The following is a 20,086-nucleotide window of genomic DNA, read 5'->3' as shown; positions in this document are numbered from 1 at the left end:
GATTCATCCTTCCAATCTCCTTTCAATAGAAGCAAGCAGCTTGCTAAGCGAATAAGTCAGGATAAGATAGATGACGGCAGCCGACAAATACGGTTCCCATACTCGTATATATTGGCCGCGCATCGCGTTGCTCCAGTACATAATCTCAGGCGCGGCAATGAGCGCGACAAGCGAGGAATCTTTGACGAGCATGATGAATTCATTGCCGAAGGCTGGAATCGTTCGTTTGATCGCTTGCGGCAGGATGACGAAGCGCATCGTCTGCCGCTTCGTCATGCCGAGAGAATATGCGGCTTCCGTCTGTCCTTTGTCGACGGATTGAATGCCCGCCCGGTAGATCTCGGCCGTATAGGCAGCGGAATTAAGGGCAAGGGCAGCTACCGCCGCTACGATTGAGTTCGTCTGTCCGATCAAGAGAGGAACAAGTCCGAAGTGTACCATTAGGATTTGCACATAAAGCGGCGTTCCGCGGAAGAAATGGATGTAGCCGCTCATCGGCCAGCTCAAATACCAACTAGTCGACATTTTGCCAAGCACGACGGCAAGCCCAAGAATAGAGCCGAACAAGATAGATAAGATCGAGATGCCGATCGTGAGCAGAGCGCCTTTCAAGAGCAGCGGAAGGTAATCGATGATAATATCGAAGCGGAAATCCAAGTGACGCCCTCCTCATCATGTATGAATGCCAGGTATTGCAAAAGAGGCATGCGCAACATTCCGTTTACGCATGCCCGCTATCATTTTGCATTCAGCACATTTTCGATATTCGGCTCTTCGCCGAACCACTTTTGATAAATCTCGGTATACGTCCCATTCTCCAGTATCGCCTTGATAGCCGGATCGAGCTTTGCTTTCAGCTCGCTTCCCTTCGGAAGAAGAATACCGTAGAACTCCGGCGCGAACTGCTCGGGATCCAGAATGCCCTTGAACTTTTTGTCCGGATTATTTTTCAAATACTCGCGAACGATGGCGATATCGGCTACAACCGCGTCAACGCCGCCGGTATCCAGCTCCAACAAGGCAACCGCATTGCTGTCGAACCGCTTCAGATCCGGATTGTCGCCGCCCATGATGCCTACCATTAACGTCTCCGCGGTCGTCGACGATTGCACGGCTACTTTCTTGTCTTTCAGATCCACAGCGCCTTGAACGGGGCTGTCTTCCTTGACCATTATCATGTTCGTAGATTCGAAGTAAGGGATGGAGTAGTCATACGATTGCTTTCGCTCGTCTGTTATCGAGATGCTTGATATGCCTGCGGCGAAGTTGTCGCCGCTCTGTACTTCGGTAAGCATGGGATCCCAGCCGATATGCTCGACCTTATACGTCAGATCCGCTTCCTTCATGACTGCCTCGAGGAAATCGATGTCAAAGCCGGTTATTTTATCCTTGTCCATGTACTCCATTGGCGCATAAGCGGCATCCGTTGCGATTTTGTAGGTTTTTCCGGCGCTGCCGGGGCTGCAACCTGCCATAATCGAGACGAAGCATACAGCGAGTAAAGCTACCGTTCTTTTCCCCATGGTCCACTCTCCCAAAAGTTATCATTTTGCTCGATTGCTGCATTATAAAGTATGCGGAGCGACAATCTAACATGATTTTAGCAGAAAAAAGTAGAGCTTGCTAGATTGATGTCAGATAATATTACATGTTATTGAGAATCGAATGCATGCGGTTTTTAGAACCTGAAGGTTGTGCTATACTGTATATGATATACGCCATTTATACGTGCGCTTCAGTTTGCAGCACGGATAGTTGACATAACGCGAACGACGCTGGGGGAATATGAGACGCATGAGTAAGGACGATCAATGGGATAACGAGAATGAGGCCATACATACATTGCCTCATGGCGTGAAGCTAAGCTGGGGTTATGTCAAGCGGCAGAAGAGAGGGCCCAAGGGCGAGCTTAACATTAAGCAGATCGTCGATACGGCTATTGAAATCGCGGATAAGGATGGATTGTCGGCCCTATCTATGAGCCGAGTTGCCGAAGCTTTGGGTTTCTCCACGATGTCGCTGTACCGGTATATTACCGCCAAAGAGGATTTGCTGATTCTGATGCAGGAAGCAGCGAGCAATATGGCGATACCCGCAGAGGAGGAAGGGGAGAACTGGCGAGAAAGCATGCGTCAATTCGTTCGTGCAATCATGCGCGTGTATAGGGAGCATCCGTGGTTCACTGATATTCCGATCATGGGAGTGCCAATGACGCCAAACCAACTACGATTCGTAGATTGGATGCTGCGATCGATGCGGGATTTTCCGCTGAGCGACCCCGAGAAGATGTCGGTTATATTGCTGCTTAGCGGCTATGCCAGATCGTCGGGCATTCTACAGCGGGATATGGACCGGATCGTTGGGACGGGCGCGAGTCATGAAGCCTTCAGCGGGTTGGCCTACACATCTGCGCTCAAGCAACTTGTAACGCCTGAACGGTTCCCGTACTTGTCGGGGGTCGTTGCTTCAGGCGTATATACAGGGGAGAGCGTAGAAGACTGCGGCACGATCGACGACGACTTCGACTTTGGCCTCGAGCGCATTCTTGACGGTATTGCGGCTTATCTTGATCGGCAGAATTGTAAAAATTGAAGCAAGAAGAGGCTGTCTTAAAAGTGTTAAGCTCACAGCTATACTGGATCATTGCAGTAACTTTAAGTTGTTTCGCTCCATATCGAGAGCTATATTGGATATTCGCAACATTGACCTCTGTTTTGCACGCAAAATGCCGTCAAACGCTCAAAGTTACTGCGAAAATCCAACATAGCTCCCCCACCATTCATTCCGCCCCAAGTTACTGCAAATATCCAGCATAGCAGTCAGAGGTTAGCTGCTTACGCACATAGGGGATGTCCTTAAGCCAGCGGCTTTTGGGACATCCCCTTCTTGAGTTATGAATCTATCTGCGCGCGGCTTTCCTGCGGAAAGTCCAGATGCTCCAGCCGATAGCAATCAATAGAAGGAGCACGCACCAGCCGGCAGCAAGCCAAGCGCTGTTATCGATCGGCGTGCCGGTGAGAAGCCCGCGAATCGTCTCGATGACGGGCGTGATCGGCTGGTTGTCGGCAACGCCCCGCAGCCACGTCGGCATCGTGTCCGTTGGAACGAAAGCGCTGGAAATATAGGGGAGGAAAAGCAGGGCAAAGCCATATCCGCTCGCGGCGGAAGGATTGCCGCTGGCCAGCCCGATCGCTGCGAAGAGCCAAGTGAAGGCGAGGATGAACAAGGTGATAACGCCTAATGCTCCGAGCCAATCCATTACGCTGCCTGTCGGACGAAAGCCTACGAGATAGGCGACGCCAATGACGATGCCGGTTGCCAGAAGGTTGCGGGCAACGCTTGCCACGACATGGCCGGTTATAACGCTGATACTCGTAATCGGCATTGTCCGGAATCGGTCAATAATTCCGTTTGTCATGTCTTCCGCTACATTGACTGCCGTAGAGGATGATCCGAAGCCGGCGCATAACAGAATGATGCCGGGAACGACATAGTTGACATAATTGCCCGTCGTATCGATCGCGCCGCCGAATACGTAGGTGAATAACAGCATGAGCATGACTGGCAGGATGACGGCCATAAGCAGCGCTTCGACGTTGCGCAGGCTAAGCCGGATGCTTCGGCCGATGAAGACGGCGTTCGTAGTGAGGAACGATACGGATTGAACGGCTTTGTAAGGCGTTGTCATGGCGCCGCCACCTCCAACTCGGGAGCTGTGAGCGCAAGGAACACGTCGTCCATGCTCGGCTTGCGCAAGCTTAGCTTTGTATTGCCGGGAAACGATAGAGACAAGTCGTTCATAATCTGCCTTAAATCCTGGAGAGTGCCGTCCGTGGCAATAAGACGGATCAATCCGTCGTTCTCGTCGCGCAGTTCCAGCACTTCGGTGCCGATTCGCGATTTCAATTCCCCGGGCGTGCCGGTCGCAACGATGCGACCTCCGGATATGACGGCCGCTGTATCCGCCAACTGGTCTGCTTCTTCCAAGTATTGCGTAGTGAGAAAGATCGTAACTCCGCGTTGCTTAAGCGATAGGATAATGTCCCATAAGGCGCGGCGGCTGGCCGTATCCAGACCTGTAGTCGGCTCATCCAGGAACAGTATGGGGCGGTCGACGACGAGACTGATGGCCAGATCAAGCCGGCGCCGCATGCCGCCGGAATAGGTTTTGACGCGCTTGCCCGCTGCCGCGGTCAGATCGAAGCCGGTAAGAAGCTCGGCCGCCCTGGCGCGGGATTGCGAAGGAGAAAGCCCCGAGAGCCTGCCGATCATGCGCAAATTTTCCTCGCCGGTGAGCATTTCGTCGACAGCCGCGAATTGTCCTGTAAGGCTAATCGCGCTCTTGACGGCATTTTTCTCGCTTGCAACATCGCATCCGAATACGCGCGCGACACCTTCGTCTGCTGCAACAAGCGTCGTTAAGATGTGGATAAGCGTCGTTTTGCCTGCCCCGTTAGGGCCAAGCAAGGCAAAGATCGATCCGGCTGGTACGGCAAGTTCGATTCCGTCAAGAACAACCTGCTTGCCGTAGGCTTTGCGCAATGCCATTACTTGTACGGCTAATTCAGTCATAAACGCACTCCCTTTGCTAAAGTACTTAATTGCGTATTACATAAACAGTATAAATCGTATGCAGTAAAGGCGCAATAAAATATTTTATGCGCCTTATTCAACCAAAAGTCGTGGAAGCGCTGCGAAAAAGTCGAATTCGTTGCAAAAAAGTAAAGATAGTTTCATCCTAACGGTTTGGATGGTCTCTATAATGAAAACTATCAAGTCCGAAACACGAGTAGATAACCATTCAAAATTCAAGGAGGGGCAACAGAGATGAAAAAGAAATGGATTTCGGGAATGGCGGCAACGGTGTTGATCGCGGGCGCGCTCGCGGGCTGCGGCAATTCGAACAACTCGAACACGACGGGCAGCACGAACGAGGGCAATGCTTCGAATGGCGAACAAACGACGAATAGCGGCAACGAAGGCAGCAAGACGGAGAAGCTGAATTTGCGCCTCTACACGTATGGTACGGAGGAAGCGTATAACTGGAAGAAGACGCTGGATGCGTACAATCAGGTCAATCCGAACGTGACGGTCGAGCTCGTGCAACTGAGCGAGAAGGGCGATACGCAGGAAGCGACTAAGAAGCTTGATCTTGCCGCTGCTTCCGCCGAGCAGATTGATGTGCTCATGTTCAGCGATGCTGCCGCTTACGCGCAGCGGGTAGTGCTGGGCATGGCGGCTCCGCTCGACGAGTACATCGCGAAGGACGGATATAAAGTCGAAGAGGACTATAAAGTCGACACGCATCTGGACGGCAAAGTATATGCGCTGCCGGGTAAGTTCAACCCTTGGTATGTCCTGCTTAACAAGGATCATCTCGATGAGGCGGGACTTTCCGTGCCGTCCGACTGGACTTGGGACGAGTATGCCGATTATGCGAAGAAGCTGACGAAGGGCGAGGGAGCGACGAAGCGTTACGGCACGTACTTCCATGGCCCTCAGAACGGCGGCTGGATGGAGTTCCTGAAGCTGAAGCTGGAAAATCAGCCGCAAAACTCGGAGTTTCTGAAGGCGGACGGCACGTCCAATCTCGATGATCCGAACTTCCGCGCGACGCTTGAGCTGCGCGTTAAGATGGAGAAGGAAGACAAGTCTTCCGTGCCGTACTCGGATATTATTTCGCAGAAGCTGGCATACCGCAATCAGTTCTTCAACCAGTCGGCAAGCATGCTGACGATCGGTTCTTGGATGAATACGGAGATCGGCGGAACGGATAAAGTGCCTCTTGCGTTCCATGTAGCGGTAGCGCCTTTTCCGAAAAACAACCCTGGAGACGAGCGGGGCCTGACGCCTGTTACGACCGACTACGTGGCAGTATCCAACAGCTCTAAGCATAAGGAAGAAGCGTATAAATTCGTACGCTGGTACACAACGGAGGGTCAAGTCGTACAAGGCAAAAACATTCCGGCATGGAACGGCGTAAAAAGCGAACAGGTCGCCAGCATTATCGACATTATTCTTAGCGGAACAAAAAATCCGGAGCTTGTAGACAAAGCTTCGCTTGTAGATACGCTTGTGAGCTCGAAAGCTTCGCAAATTATCGCGCCGGCTTCTTATCAAGCCGAAGTATACAAAGCGATCAACGAGGAATACGAGAAGCTTATTCTCGGCAACCAGGATGTCGATGCGACGGTGGAGAACGCGAAGAAACGCGTCGACGAAATTATTGCCGCCAACAAAAAATAATAGAGTATAATAGAAAAAACCAAGGTGGAGACGGGATGACCGTCTCCGCTTTGCTATGTTATCGGATTAAGATGAATACCTTAATGGAATGCAAAAAGGGGGAATAGGAACGATGGCCAACTGGCAAAGCAGGCAAAGGGATGTCATACGGCAATTCGCCAGTCTCGCATGGAATGAACCGCTGCAAAGCAGCGGGCTTTGGCGGCACGATGATATTCGCAACAATTTGTATTATGCTTCCTACTTAGTGGCAGCCGCATCCGATTCGGCATTGTGCGAAGAGCTTGCTCTCGACCCGGAGGCGGCGACGGCCAAGGCGGTTGGCGTGCTTGCCCGAATCGTTAATCTTCAGGATAAGGATCCAGCAAGCGCTACGTTCGGTCATTGGCCGCTTGGTCTTGGCGAGAGACCCGAGGAGGCTAGGCCGAATCCGCTTCCTGCCGAGCTGATGGGCGTGCTGATCGCTTATTTTCAGCAGCGCTTCGGCTCGCAGCTTCCAGCGTCTATCAATCAACTGCTGGACGAGTCGGTCGAAGCTTTGTTCCGAAGCTCCTATTACCGGGCGCCGCTTACGACTTTCGGGCATCACGAGGCGAAATATACGGCGACGAAGCTGATCTTCGGACATCGATTCAAGGATAGGGAACTGCTCGCTTCCGGCAGGCTGCATCTGCAGCAGACGCTGGATCGGGTTAGAACGCTGGGCATGCCGGAATACGGCGCTCTTCCTTGGTTCTGGCACTGGATTCAAGCCTTTACTTGCGCGTATGAATGCGTGGGCGACGATGGGATGCGCTTAGAGCTGGCTGCGCTGCTCGACGAGCTGTGGCGTTACCGGGCGACTTACTACTTGAAGGGAGCATGGACAGGCGGTAGAATGCGAAGCCTAGGACATGACTTGCCGAGGGACGGCAATGTCGCCTTCGATTATGTTCAATTCGGAGACTTCTCCTTGCCGTCTGCCTTGCCGCGCGTCGAATATGCCGGTCTTCTGTTCTATCAAGCACCGGAGAGTGCCAGGCAGACGGCACTGGATCGGGCGCTGCCGCAAGTCATCCAGCGTATCGTCATGCCTGCCGGAGACGGAGAGGAGCAGCCGATCCACAGCAGCTTGTTCGTGGATGAAGGCTTTGCAATGGGCGGAATATGGGAGCGCGTCAAGGAATTCGACAACGAACAGCATCGCTGGGGGATCGACTTCCCGTTGCGCCAAGACGAAGGGGTGAACCGGCTGTACGTCCTTCCGCCGGGAGACGGGTACGTAGGCGGCGATCCGCGTCATGCCGGGGAAACGGGACATGTACTGTTCCACCGCAATGCGATAATCGCTCTCTATCCGTTCGCTGAAGGGGCGGGCGACATGCTTGTCGGCGTGCTTCCCAGAGGGGAGTGGATACCCGGCGACAATGCGGTCTATGGCTATGTGGAAGGCGTATTTATTGCTCTGCATATGCTTCATGGATTCTCGCTCGAAGAAGAGCATGACCGGATCAAGCTGACCAGCGCGGGCCTTGCTTCAGGCGGTGTGGTCGTAGAGGCGATCAGCGCCAAAGCAGCCTTGCGCAAGCAGCTTCGCAGCTTGGCGGACTTTGCCGCGGCTATGGCCGAGAACAAGCCGCTGTGGGCAGCAAGCGAAGATGAGCCTCTTCGCGTGGAGTACACGAATCTGGATGGAGATCGGTTGGCCATGACTCTTGGCAACGAGTCGCAACGAATCGTTCGGACCGTCAACGGTTCGCCGATTGTTATTATATAGCGGTGAGGGGGCTGTGCGGGGACATTCCTTGTACAGCCTTTTTTTTGCTTTTTACCTAGGTTCGACAAGCCGAAAGTGGTCAATTTATATCGTGAAAAAGTAAAAATAACGGCATAGTCTAGGGCCCTGATTTCTCTATAATGAAGGACAACTACAGTAATTATTTCATTTAAGGAATTCGAGGTGCTTATCATGGAAACATCAACAGGAGCGATTGGAAATAGCGTCCCCGGTAAGTCGAGGAAGCTGCGTTCGCTGCATAGCGGCGAGACGCTCGCCGGCTGGCTGTTCGTCAGTCCGATGCTGCTCGGAGTAACGGTTCTCGTATTAATCCCGATCATAGCGACGCTCGTGCTCAGCTTCGCGGATTGGAATTTCGTGCAAGGCTGGAACGGCATTGACTGGGTCGGGTTCGGCAACTTCGAGAAGCTGCTGCATGATACGCCGTTTCTGCGATCGGTCCGCAACAACTTTCTGTTTCTGCTGGCCGTCCCGATTTACATGATCGTATCCATGGCGCTGGCCGTCATACTCGACCGTCACGTTTATATGAAAGGTTACTTCAAGGTCGCTTATTTCATGCCCTATATATCGAGCATCGTCGCGGTGGCGGTCGTATGGCAGGTGCTGTTCCAGCCCTCCTACGGACCGATTAACCAAGTGCTTAGAGCGGTAGGCATCGACAATCCGCCCATGTGGATCGCCGATCCGAATTACGCGCTTATATCGATCATGATGATTGTGATCTGGACGTCGATCGGCTTTAACATGATTATTTATATCGCGGGGCTGCAGTCCATTCCTAAGGATCTGTACGAGGCGGCGGATATTGACGGCGCGAACGGCTGGGTCAAGTTCAAGCGCATTACGTTCCCTCTGCTATCACCGACATCGTTTTTCCTGCTCGTCACGGGCGTTATATCGACGTTCAAGGTGTTCGACATTATCGCGGTCATGACTCAGGGAGGTCCGATCGGATCGACATCGCTTATGGTTTGGTATTTGTACGATACGGCATTCGTTAACCTTAAGGTCGGCTACGCCTCATCCATTGCCGTCGTGCTGTTCGTGTTCGTCCTGCTCATTACGTTCGGTCAATGGGCGGCGCAGAAGCGTTGGGTCAACTATTAATAACGGGAGGAGCAGCACATTATGCCGATATCCAAAGAAGGCTTCAATTGGCGCAAAACGATACTTACAGCCATCATGTTCGCAATAAGCATTCTATTCCTGCTTCCTTTCATCTGGATGCTGGTCACTTCCTTTAAGGTAGAGTCCGACGTATTCGTCTATCCGATCGAATGGATTCCCAGGCAATGGAACGCCATCCGAAACTATTCGGACGTATGGGTGGGCGACTACCCGTTCTGGAAATATTATTTGAATTCAATCAAGGTCGGCATGACGACGACGATTATCTCATCGCTCGTCTCGGCGCTTGCCGCCTACGGCTTCTCGAAAATCCAATTCAAGGGCAGCAATTACTTGTTCCTTATCGTGCTCGCCACGTATATGGTACCGAGTCAGGCGATTCTCATTCCGCAGTTTATTTTGTACCGTCAGATTGGCTTGTTCGATAGCTTGTTCGGCCTTATTCTGCTCGGCAGCTTCAGCGTTCTCGGCACGTTCATGCTGCGCCAGTTCTTCATGGGCATTCACCAGGAATTCATCGAATCGGCGAAAATAGACGGGGCGAACCACTTCCGCATTTTCTGGAGCATCGGTCTTCCGCTCGTGAAGCCGGCTATCGCGACGTATGCGATTCTAAGGTTCATATGGACATGGAACGATTACCAAGGCCCGCTTATTTTCCTGCGGAGCGACCATTTGTTCACCATCCCGCTGGCTATGCAGAAGTTTACTTCCCTTAGCGGCGAGTTCTATTCGCTCATTATGGCGGCTGCCGTATCGGCGATTCTGCCGCTGCTGATCGTCTTCATCATCGGCCAGAAAAGCGTCATCGAAGGCATCGCGCTTGGCGGGGTTAAGGGATAAGCGCAAATAGTTGCCGCGGGACCAAAAAGAATAAGGTATAATAGTAACCCATAGGGGACGGCGAGGACGTCCCCCTTTTCAAGCTTGGGAGGCAAATTAATGGTTCGTCGTTTACGTCGCTTGCCTTGCTTCAGATCCGTGCGCGCTAAGCTTTCTATCGCTTCGATCGTATGCATACTCGTGCCGGCGGTATTAACGATGCTGATCTACAACTCATTGACGAAGGAAGCGGTCGAGCAGCAAGCGACAACGAATGCGACCGACGCGATGAAGCAAGTGAACGGCTCGGTCGAGAACTTGCTGCAAGGGATGCTTAACCTGTTGAACTATATACAGGTGAACAGCGATATGCAAGCGTTCTTCAAGCAGGTCGTAAGCGGCAGGCAGGCCGATCAATACGATCAATTCATGGCGATGAACCGAATCATTCAGCAGCTTGAGGCGCTGACTTATATCGGAGAGAAAAGCTATATTAGCATCATATTGACGAACGGAGCGACGTTCACCAACTATCCGAAGGACGAATTCGACCCGAAGGCGTTTCTGGATGAGCCTTGGTTCAACCATTTGAAGGATTTGGCGGGTCTGGAGTCGTATTGGGTGGAGTCGTCGCCGACCGTTTTCTATGAAAGATACGAGAGTCCCTATCAAATATCGGTAGCCCGTACGCTGCGGCTCGACAGCTCGAAAATATACGGCTACGCGATCGTTACGATGATGGAGAACAAAGTAAGCCGTATTTTCGACGGTCTGAAAGGCGGCCAAGACGTCATGATCGTCGATGGGGAGGGGCGCATCATTTCGTCACCCCATCGGGAGCGAATCAACGAGCCGTTCAGCTACAGCCGGCAGGTGCTGGAGAACGTACCGCGGACGTCCTCGGAAATCGTCAAGGACGGCGACCGCAAAATATTGCTGACGACGTCAAGCCTGGCCTTCAATGACTGGCATCTCGTCACGACGCAGCCGTATCAGGAGGCGATCGTTAATATCAGCTCTATTTTCAACCGCGTGTTCTTGTTCCAGGTCGTTTCCTTCTGCGTGTTTCTGTTGCTGCTGCTCATGCTGATGCGAACGTTCACCAAGCCGCTTATCCATCTAGGCAAAGTCGCTTCGAGCGTGCAGCGAGGCAATCTGGAGGTACGCTCGGGCGTGCGAGGCGGCGATGAGATCGGACGGCTCGGCTTCCTGTTCGACCAGATGCTGGATCGAATCAAGGAGATGCTCGCCGAGGTATCGCGAACGCAAGCTCGTAAGCGCAAGGCGGAACTGGCCATGCTGCAAGCGCAGATCAATCCGCATTTCCTGTTCAACGTGCTGAATTCGATCCGCATGAAAGTAATGCGAAGCGGCGACCAGGATAGCGCCAAGATGATCGCTTCCTTATCGAAGCTGCTGCGGATGACGATCAGCCGCGAGGAGGATGCGATTACGCTGCATGAGGAGATTGAGCTGCTTACGCATTATGTAGAGCTGATGAACCTCAGGCAGAAGGAGGAGGTTAAACTCCTTGTCGATGTGGACGCCTCCGCTTTCCAAATCAAGGTGCCGAGGTTTATTTTGCAGCCGTTAGTGGAAAACGCTCTCATTCACGGATTAAGCCAAAACGCCGGCTGGATTCGCGTCGCTACCGACCGGAAGAGCGATCCCCGCTTCCTTGTATTGGCGGTAGAGGATAACGGAAGCGGGATGGATGCGGAGGCGGCCGGCAAGCTGATGTCCCGCCTATCGGATAGCTTATACGATACGGCATCGGGTCAAGAGCGAAACGCCGGCTTATCCGGCATTGGCGTAACGAACGTCGCCGAGCGCATGCGCATTATGTTCGGCGATCGTTTCCGAATGACGGTTAGCAGCGAGCCGGGCGAAGGAACGAAAGTAAGGATGCATATTGCGATTCGAGAGGAGGAGCGGCCTCATGTATAAAGTCATGCTCGTAGACGATGACTATCCCGTATTGGAGCTGCTGTCCGAGGCAGTGGACTGGGAGGCGCTTGGCTTAACCCTATACGGCAAGCATGAGAACGGCTTGGCTGCCTGGGAACATGCCCAGCTGGATTCTCCGGACATTGTGGTCACCGATATCGGAATGCCCAAGATGGACGGGCTGGAGCTGGCTGCGCGAATCAAGCAATTGAATCCATCGGTTAGAATCGCGATCTTGTCCTGCCACAGCGAGTTCCAATACGCCCAGCAAGCGATGCGGATGAATGTGCAAGATTACCTGCTCAAGGATCAGCTTGATCCGGGCGATCTGGTTAAGCTGCTCGGCAAGTTCAAGGAAGGCCTTGAAGGCGAGTTGCTCCTGCGCCAGGAACAGCTGCAGATGAAGCATCTGTTCGACGAGACGCGCGAGCTGCGCAAGGAGAAGCATTTCCGCAACTTCATCCAGCAGCCTCTCATCTCGGCTGCGCAATGGCAGCGGGATTTCGCGGCTTACGGCTTGCTTGGAGCGGGTGAACATTGCTTGCCTGTCATTGGCTATATCGACGATTACGATACGATCAAAAACCGCTTCGACTCCGAACAAACGCTGCACTTCGCCATCAGCAACGTCATGGAGGAGGTAAGCGGCACGCTTGATCTGCATACGGTGCATATCGGTTACAGCATCCGCCAATCGCTGCTGTTGTTCGGCTATAAGCCAAGCCTCAAGACGAACGTGCATGACCAAATTCAGTCCGGCTTGCGCACCGTCCAGCGTACGCTGGCTCAAGTGCTCAAGATCCGCATGGCTTTCCTCATTGGCCGCGGCTGCGACAGCTTGGAGACGCTTAAGCCGGCGCTGGGCAATCTGATCGCCGCGAATGAGCAGCGTTTCTATCTCGCTGAAGGAGAAATCGCCAAGTGGCAGCCGGAGAGGTTGATTGAAAAAGGGTTGTTTGCTTACTACGATCAAGCGGGTGCGGAGATTAGAGAGGCGCTAATCGCCAGGGACGAAGCGAAAATCGTAACGATAGCAGGAAATTGGGAGGAAGCCGTCCGCAAGGCTAGGTATCCTTCGGAGGAAGTGAAGGATTGGGTGCTGAAGCTGCTGATCGATCTGCGGCTGAAGCTGCATGGACTGCTCTATACGACTTCTTCGACCTCCGCGGAGACGCTTCATAAGGAAATTGTCCATTTCGATTCGCAATGGGGACTGTTCCAATGGTTAAAGAGCCATCTGCGCTCGTATGCAGCAGCGAGGGAAGAAGGCGCGACTGCGAGCAAGCGCCGCGAAGTATCGGAGGCGTACAAGTTCATATCGCTAAATCTAAGCAGACGAATTACGCTTGAGGAGTTGGCTTCGCATCTGCATATGAACCCCAGTTATTTTAGCCGCTTCTTCAAGAAGGAAACGGGGCAGACGTTTATCGAATATGTAACAGGCAAGAAGATCGAACGAGCGAAGGAGCTGCTCGATCAGACCAATCATTCGGTGCATGAAATATGCGAGATGCTCGGCTACGACAATCAAAGCTACTTCATTAAGACGTTCAAAGCGCAAGCTGGCGTTACGCCGACCGAATATCGCGGCTAGCCGCTATATGGAAGCACCATCTAAGACGTTATGGAAGGAAGGCGACAAGTTTGATAAGCTCGATTGGGACGCGGGAAAGCTTGCAAAGCTGGTTCGAGGCGCGGCGGCTTGCGGGATCTTCGATTTATTTCATGGATCGGAGAGCGATCGATTGGCAACGGATCGCGAACTCGCCTTTGCATGCCGATATGGTCAAGGAGGTTGAGGAAGAAGGAGATCGGCTGCTGTCCGAGCCGATTCCAGAGCTGACACAAGAGTTGTATGCATTGTTCGAGACGACGGGCAATCGCCTGACGTACGAGGTACCGTACTTCACTCGCAGACGGCGGTTGACGACGTTCTCGCTGCTGCATCTGCTGCATCCGGGCAATTCCGAGTATAAGAGCGCGCTGGAGCGTATCTTGCAAGCGATCATGACGGAGCCGACCTGGTGTCTGCCGGCGCATATGAAGGGGCAGACCATAGGTCGGCATATCGATTTGTTTGCTGCGGAGACCGGCTTCGCGTTGTGCGAAATTTTGTCGATGGCAGGAGATCGTCTTCCGCAGGCGCTGCGGGATGACATGCTGGAGCAAGTAAACCGGCGATTGTTCATTCCTTACTTAACCTATGGCCCGTATCACTGGGAGACGGCGGATCATAACTGGGCGGCCGTATGCGCCGGCTCGATCGGTTCGGCCGCGCTGCTTGTCGAGCGAAATAACGCAAGGCTTGCAGAGATGATTGTGAAAGCTCTCGGCACCATGGAGCATTATTTGTCGGGCTTCGGCGCGGACGGCGCTTGCCTCGAAGGGCCGGGCTATTGGAATTACGGCTTCGGCTATTATGTTTATTTCGCCGATTTGCTGCTTAACGCGACCGGAGGAAAGGCTAACTTGCTGGAGCATGACAAGGTAAGAGAGATTGCTCTATTCCAGCAGCGCAGCTATTTAAGCGGCAACAGGCCGGCCAACTTCTCCGACGCCATGCCGAACGTAAGCGTTCACATCGGACTATCCGATTATTTGGCCGCTTACTACGAAGAGGTAGAGCATCCGCCGCTGGCGATACGTGCGGCTTTCACGGAAGACCATTGCATGCGGTATGCGCCTGCCTTGCGGAATTTCATCTGGTTTCAGCCGGAGGCGGCGAGGGAAGCGGACTGGAAGCCGGGAAGCTGGTACTTGCCCGATGCCGAGTGGCTCATCTCGCGTACCCGTTCCAGCGAAGGCAGCTTCGGATTTGCGGCTAAGGGCGGCAACAATAACGAGCCGCATAATCATAACGATGTCGGCCATTTTATTTTGCTGGCCGACCATGATCCGGCATTTGCTGCCGATCTGGGCAGCGGGGAATATACGGCGCAATATTTTGGCGAAGGCAGATACGGCTATGATTGCACGGGTGCGCAAGGCCATTCGATTCCGATTATTGGAGGACGTTTGCAGCAGACGGGAATTGACAGCGCAGCCAAGGTGCTTGAAGCGTATACGAGCCGGGAGGAAGATAGGCTGGAGCTTGAACTGGAAGCCTGTTATTCGGAAGCAGCCGGACTCGAATCGTTCAAGCGTCGGTTCGTATGGCGCAAGCTCGCTCGGCCGATTCTCGAATTGACGGATGTTTTCCGATTCAAGGACGGTTCGCTGCCGGTCACGGAGACTATCGTTACTCGAAGCAGGCCGGCGTTGATCGAAGACGGTCATATACGACTTGAAGGGGATCGTCATAACGTAACGCTCGGGTTCGAGCCTGGCCGGTACGACGTATCGATCGAGGAGATTGGCTATCGCAATCATTATGGCAAGGAAGAGAGCTATTACCGCATTCATCTGACAGTAAAGGGCGAGACTTCGAACGAGCCGGTCTACAAGTTGCAATTCCAATTTTGATAGAAGCGCAATGGGATAGATTCAGGAGAGGCGGATGGGACAGATGACAGTAAATTCCGTAGATGCAGTTCAGCCCGCGATATGGGTCAACGAAGCTTGGGAGCAAACGGTCTCGAAGGTGAAGAGAACAAGCGGCCGAATCGGAGCGAACTTCCCTCATGCGAGTCAAGGGGGCGTTTATGTGCTGGAGCAGCCTCATTGGTGGACGGCCGGGTTCTGGCCGGGACTGCTGTGGCTGCTGCATGAAGGCAGCGAGGAAGAGTCGTTCCGGAACATTGCCGAGAAATGCGAGCAGCGGCTGGACGCGGTGCTTGACGGTTACGATCGCTTGGATCACGATATCGGGTTCATGTGGACGCTCACGAGCGTTGCCAATTACAAGCTTAATGGCGGAGATGAATCGCGCAGACGGGCGCTGAAGGCCGCGAACTATTTGGCCGGTCGGTTCAATCTGAAAGGGAACTACATACGCGCATGGAATCCGTGGAGCGAGGGCGAGGACAATGCGGGACTCGCGATCATCGATTGCGCGATGAACGTCCCGCTGTTGTACTGGGCCTCGAGAGAAACCGGTGATCCGAGGTATATGCATATTGCGGAGGCGCATATGGGCACTGTGATGTCGCATTTCATTCGTACCGACGGCTCGGTGCGCCATATCGTCCGCTTCGATCCGATGTCCGGCGAGGTTGCCGAATATATCGGCGGTCAAGGCTATGCCCCCGAATCCGCATGGTCGCGCGGCAACGCGTGGGCGATCTATGGGCTCGCGCTTGCAAGCCGTCATACGGGTCGTCAGGATTACTTGGACGCTGCGAAGCGGGCGGCGCACTTCTTCCTCTCGCAGCTGCCGGAAGATGCCGTTCCGGTATGGGATTTCCGCGCTCCCGAGGAGACGAAGTCGCTGCGCGACTCATCGGCAGGCGCTTGCGCCGCTTGCGGGCTGCTTCTAATCGCGGACCTCGTGCCCGATTTCGAATCGGTCAGCTACCGCAAAGCGGGTACGCGCATATTGGAATCGCTCTACCGCAATTACGGCTCTTACGGAGACGATGCGGAAGAAGGGCTGATCCTACGCGGCACAAGCCACTATCCGGAACGCAAAAATCTCGACGTGCCGCTTATCTACGGCGATTACTTTTTTGTTGAAGGGCTCGCGAGACTTAAGGGCGGCATAACGATTCCTTGGGAATGAAATGATAATCGATCGAGACTGAACGAAACCTTCCGATCTACGGCGGCGACTAGCAAAACCGCAGGCGATCGGAAGGTTTTTTCGTTTTTTTCTTGTGTGCTGTCAACCGCCACTTAGCTACAAACTTGCGAACAGACGCTCCGTCTTTACAAGAAAGCGTTGCCGCTGTTCCAGGCTGCGGTCCTCCATGCCGGTGAAGTTATGCCACTTCAAGTTGCGAATGCCGATTTTCCGGAACGTTCCGCGAAACAATATTTTCGTAATCGGATTGCCGAAGATCCATTTATAGACGAAGTTCGGCGTACTCATGACGGTTAACAGCGAGACGCCCCTCAGCCGCGGCAGCAGGCTTACGAACGGACGCCCTTTCTTCGGCTCCTCGAAGAGCACTCCTTTCACGAATACTTTATCGATAAAACCTTTCGTCAGCGCAGGCATCGACTCCCACCATATCGGAAAAATAAAGATGATATGATCCGCCGCGATAAGCCTTCTCTGGTAGTCTGCGGCAAGCGGATCATTCGTTTGTTTCTGCCTCCAGGCGGTTAGATCGGCAGCCGTTATGACCGGATTGAAGCCGTCTGCGTGCAAATCGATCAGATCGATGCTGTGGCCGTTCGCGTTGAGCCCGCGAGTGACAGCTGCGAGCAAGGCGGCGGAGTAGCTTCTGCGATGCGGGACGTTGTCCGAAGCGGAAGCGCCGTAGGGATGGTCGAAAATAATTGCAAATTTCATTGCGGATATGCCTCCCCATTGTTTTGCGGAATCAATATAGTTTCAATGAAACAATACTATAATATTGTTTCCAGTGTGTCAATAATGTTTCTTGGAATATTTATTTTCGCGCCGAAAGTTGTTATACTGGATTTATCTTGTACGCGGTAGTAGGAGGAGAGCAAGCGATGTCCCTTTCGTCACGATCACAATCGTCAGTCGAACAGTCTGCCCATATAGAGAAGCAATTGCTGCTTCAAGAAATGATGCGTCAAATCGCTAATGTACAACAGAAATTCCAATCGGAGGGCGAGGACGAGGAACGGCGCTGGATGATGGCCAGGACAAGCGATGCAAAGGTTGCCGCGTTTCTGAAGGATTCGACAGTCATTATGCTGCATGTCATTGATGCGATCGGGGAGTTGGAGCCGGTAAACGGCATTACCATATCCAAGCGGTTCGGCATTCCGAGAGGCAGCGTTTCGAAAATTACGCGCAGGCTGGCTGAGCAGCATATTGTGCAAGCCGAATCGCTTGAAGGCAATAAGAAGGAAGTGCTTTTTCACTTGACCCCGATCGGCAAGCAAATCTACGATTTGCATAAGCAATTGCATACGCATATGGAACTGAACATACGGAAATTTCTCGGACGGTACGATGCCGAGCAGATGCTTTTTTTAATTACGTGCTTGCAGGATACGGTAAAAGCTTCTTGGGTGCGGGATGCAACGGATACGCCGGAGCCGTCTGGCGAAGAAGAGAGCGGACGCGGCAACCGTTCGGAGGGGGATTCCAATGCGGAGGCGGAGGTTAACGGGGCGACCCCCGAGACGGCGGCGATAAGCGAGATTGTGGCGATGCTGCAGCAATTGGACGCCCGGAGTTTGAAGAAAGCGAAAGCTCTTCTTCAAGCTGCTTTCGACGATTAATACATTCACCTATATGTAACAATAGGTGACGCGAAAATCTTATGAGAAAAGGCGCTTCCTTACTGGGGAAGCGCCTTTTTGTTATATCTTGGTACGCGCGAAGCTGGCATTGTTCGTGCTTGTCGAAGGGAATCACGTGAAATATCGAACAAACTTTCCTGAAATCCCCGTTTTCTCTTCTGATTTGTTTTAAATGTTAAATTTCCTTACATAAACATATTGAGATATTCGTAAAAATGAGGTAATTTAATATTATACCTTTTTGCGTCAGTATACATAACGTATGATGAAAGTTATAAATTCATCTTATGTGAAACAATCGAAGAGAGAAGGACATGGTTATGAATCAAACAAAAGCGCTAGTATTATCAACCTTGGCAATGACGGTATCCTTTATGATCTGGTCGGTGTTTTCGCCCATCGCCGGACAGCTTCAACAGCTGTACGACCTCAGTACGTTGGAAAAGAGCGTGCTCGTATCGACGCCCGTTCTGCTCGGATCGATAATGCGCATACCCATGGGCATCGTAACGGATCGGCTTGGCGGCAGGAAAGTATTTACGATTACGATGCTGTTCTTAATTTTACCCATGGTTGCGGCCGGTTTTGTCGGCTCATATGCATGGATGCTCTTATGCGCTTTATTTATCGGAATGGCGGGATCAACCTTTGCTATTTCGTTGACTTTCGTATCCAAATGGTATCCTCCGCACAAGCAGGGCTTTATATTGGGCATTGCCGGACTCGGGAATTTGGGAAGTGCGGGAGCGAACTTTTTGATTCCGACGGTTTCTGAGAAATTCGGAATAAGCTGGGTGTTTTTCGGCTTGGCGGTCTGCATAACGGTTATGGCGTTCGTATTCTATGCGTTTACGAAAGATTCACCAAACAAGACGGAACGAAAGACGCTCAGGCAATCGTTGTCCGTAACGAAGCAAAAATCGACTTGGCATTTATCGATATTTTATTTTTTGACTTTCGGCGGATTTGTCGCCTTCAGCGTTTATTTGCCTACGCTTCTTATCGAACTGTTCCAGCTTAACGCGATCGACGCAGGACTTCGAACGGCTGGCTTTGTCCTTGCCGCGACGCTGATTCGTCCTGCTGGCGGCTATTTGGCGGACCGGTTCGGCAGCAAGAAAGTATTGATGGTTGTTTTTATCGGGATAGGAGCCTCCGCGCTTCTATTATCTATCGCTCTTGAGCATTTCGTTAACTTCAGCATTATATGCTTATTGCTTTCAATGCTGCTTGGATTGGGGAACGGAGCCGTGTTCAAGATGGTGCCGGAAGTGTCTTCCGGCAACACGGGCGCAGTTACGGGATTTGTCGGGGCTGCGGGAGGCATAGGCGGATTTTTTCCGCCGATTGTGCTCGGAATGGTCAAGGATGCGACGGGAGGATACAATTTGGGCTTTATTTTGATGGCTGTATTTGCCGTTGCATGCTTAATTCTTCAATACTCCGCCGCGAGGCCTAAGCAGCCGGGGGTAAAGAACAAAATGGAATATTCGGCATAGCCCAAACTCTGAGATTGAGCATTGAAATGCGCGGTTCGTTGTGATATGATGATGAAAATTTTCGATAAAAGCGTTGATGAGAAGGACTACGAAGTGCTTTATGTCCAGAGAGCAAGGGGATTGCTGGAACCTTTGCCTTAAGCCTGGTGGGTCGTCGTCTCGGAGCTATTGAAGGAAAACCGTGCGGCGTGCGCAGGCGCATTTGACGGCGAGTAGACTCAAGCGGATTGGCACACGTTAACGTGCGGCAGGCAAGGTTCGACTTGCCTCATGAGGCCGGAATCGCAAGATTTCGGTGAATCCGGGTGGTACCGCGAAAAGTTAACCCCTTTCGTCCCTTTGG

16 protein-coding genes are annotated in these 20,086 nt (G+C 52.6%); 11 read left to right on the top strand and 5 right to left on the bottom strand.

Annotated features, from left to right (window positions below):
• Nucleotides 1–3: 3 nt before the first annotated feature.
• Both J2T14_RS04085 and J2T14_RS04080 read right to left on the bottom strand, forming a co-directional pair.
• Nucleotides 4–657, bottom strand: coding sequence for an amino acid ABC transporter permease (locus J2T14_RS04085; protein ID WP_307468009.1), 654 nt, complete (start codon nucleotides 655–657; stop codon nucleotides 4–6).
• Between the two features lie 80 nt (nucleotides 658–737).
• Complete coding sequence (locus tag J2T14_RS04080) at nucleotides 738–1,523, bottom strand: basic amino acid ABC transporter substrate-binding protein (protein ID WP_307468008.1); 786 nt, start codon at nucleotides 1,521–1,523, stop codon at nucleotides 738–740.
• A gap of 271 nt (nucleotides 1,524–1,794) precedes the next feature.
• On the opposite strand from J2T14_RS04080, the gene J2T14_RS04075 reads away from it, so the two are divergent.
• The gene (locus tag J2T14_RS04075; RefSeq protein WP_307468005.1) at nucleotides 1,795–2,592 is read left to right on the top strand and encodes a TetR/AcrR family transcriptional regulator; all 798 of its coding nucleotides are present in this window, start codon (nucleotides 1,795–1,797) and stop codon (nucleotides 2,590–2,592) included.
• A 307-nt stretch (nucleotides 2,593–2,899) separates the two neighbouring features.
• Here the strand turns inward: J2T14_RS04075 and J2T14_RS04070 are convergent, their stop codons facing one another.
• On the bottom strand, nucleotides 2,900–3,688 hold the full coding sequence (locus tag J2T14_RS04070; RefSeq protein ID WP_307468001.1) for an ABC transporter permease: 789 nt from the start codon (nucleotides 3,686–3,688) through the stop codon (nucleotides 2,900–2,902).
• On the bottom strand, nucleotides 3,685–4,572 hold the full coding sequence (locus J2T14_RS04065) for an ATP-binding cassette domain-containing protein (RefSeq protein WP_307467999.1): 888 nt from the start codon (nucleotides 4,570–4,572) through the stop codon (nucleotides 3,685–3,687). Before J2T14_RS04065 ends, J2T14_RS04070 begins: the two co-directional genes overlap by 4 nt.
• Before the next feature lie 255 nt (nucleotides 4,573–4,827).
• Between J2T14_RS04065 and J2T14_RS04060 the strand changes: the two genes are divergently transcribed.
• From J2T14_RS04060 to J2T14_RS04025, 8 genes are all read left to right on the top strand, one after another.
• Entirely contained in the window at nucleotides 4,828–6,246 is a 1,419-nt protein-coding gene (locus J2T14_RS04060) for an ABC transporter substrate-binding protein (protein ID WP_307467997.1), read from the top strand.
• 112 nt (nucleotides 6,247–6,358) lie between these two features.
• Complete coding sequence (locus J2T14_RS04055) at nucleotides 6,359–8,002, top strand: hypothetical protein (protein WP_307467994.1); 1,644 nt, start codon at nucleotides 6,359–6,361, stop codon at nucleotides 8,000–8,002.
• A 192-nt stretch (nucleotides 8,003–8,194) separates the two neighbouring features.
• Nucleotides 8,195–9,133 (top strand): carbohydrate ABC transporter permease, encoded by a 939-nt coding sequence (locus J2T14_RS04050; protein WP_307467991.1) that lies wholly within the window; start codon nucleotides 8,195–8,197, stop codon nucleotides 9,131–9,133.
• A 21-nt stretch (nucleotides 9,134–9,154) separates the two neighbouring features.
• Entirely contained in the window at nucleotides 9,155–9,997 is an 843-nt protein-coding gene (locus J2T14_RS04045; RefSeq protein ID WP_307467989.1) for a carbohydrate ABC transporter permease, read from the top strand.
• 99 nt (nucleotides 9,998–10,096) lie between these two features.
• Nucleotides 10,097–11,923 (top strand): cache domain-containing sensor histidine kinase, encoded by a 1,827-nt coding sequence (locus J2T14_RS04040; protein WP_307467987.1) that lies wholly within the window; start codon nucleotides 10,097–10,099, stop codon nucleotides 11,921–11,923.
• On the top strand, nucleotides 11,916–13,517 hold the full coding sequence (locus tag J2T14_RS04035) for a response regulator transcription factor (protein ID WP_307467986.1): 1,602 nt from the start codon (nucleotides 11,916–11,918) through the stop codon (nucleotides 13,515–13,517). Before J2T14_RS04040 ends, J2T14_RS04035 begins: the two co-directional genes overlap by 8 nt.
• Nucleotides 13,518–13,567: 50 nt before the next feature.
• Entirely contained in the window at nucleotides 13,568–15,385 is a 1,818-nt protein-coding gene (locus J2T14_RS04030) for a hypothetical protein (RefSeq protein ID WP_307467984.1), read from the top strand.
• A gap of 43 nt (nucleotides 15,386–15,428) precedes the next feature.
• Complete coding sequence (locus J2T14_RS04025) at nucleotides 15,429–16,580, top strand: glycoside hydrolase family 88 protein (protein WP_307467981.1); 1,152 nt, start codon at nucleotides 15,429–15,431, stop codon at nucleotides 16,578–16,580.
• Between the two features lie 117 nt (nucleotides 16,581–16,697).
• Here the strand turns inward: J2T14_RS04025 and J2T14_RS04020 are convergent, their stop codons facing one another.
• On the bottom strand, nucleotides 16,698–17,315 hold the full coding sequence (locus tag J2T14_RS04020; protein ID WP_307467978.1) for an NAD(P)H-dependent oxidoreductase: 618 nt from the start codon (nucleotides 17,313–17,315) through the stop codon (nucleotides 16,698–16,700).
• 167 nt (nucleotides 17,316–17,482) lie between these two features.
• Here J2T14_RS04020 and J2T14_RS04015 point away from each other — a divergent pair, with 167 nt between their 5' ends.
• Together J2T14_RS04015 and J2T14_RS04010 are read left to right on the top strand one after the other, a co-directional pair.
• The gene (locus tag J2T14_RS04015) at nucleotides 17,483–18,223 is read left to right on the top strand and encodes a winged helix DNA-binding protein (protein WP_307467976.1); all 741 of its coding nucleotides are present in this window, start codon (nucleotides 17,483–17,485) and stop codon (nucleotides 18,221–18,223) included.
• Between the two features lie 341 nt (nucleotides 18,224–18,564).
• On the top strand, nucleotides 18,565–19,743 hold the full coding sequence (locus J2T14_RS04010) for an MFS transporter (RefSeq protein ID WP_307467973.1): 1,179 nt from the start codon (nucleotides 18,565–18,567) through the stop codon (nucleotides 19,741–19,743).
• Nucleotides 19,744–20,086: the final 343 nt, after the last annotated feature.

It is taken from the genome of Paenibacillus harenae, from assembly GCF_030812415.1.
GTDB lineage: Bacteria > Bacillota > Bacilli > Paenibacillales > Paenibacillaceae > Pristimantibacillus > Pristimantibacillus harenae_A.
The sequence above is the reverse complement of the archived record's forward strand: the minus strand, read 5'-3'. Positions and strand labels throughout refer to the sequence as shown.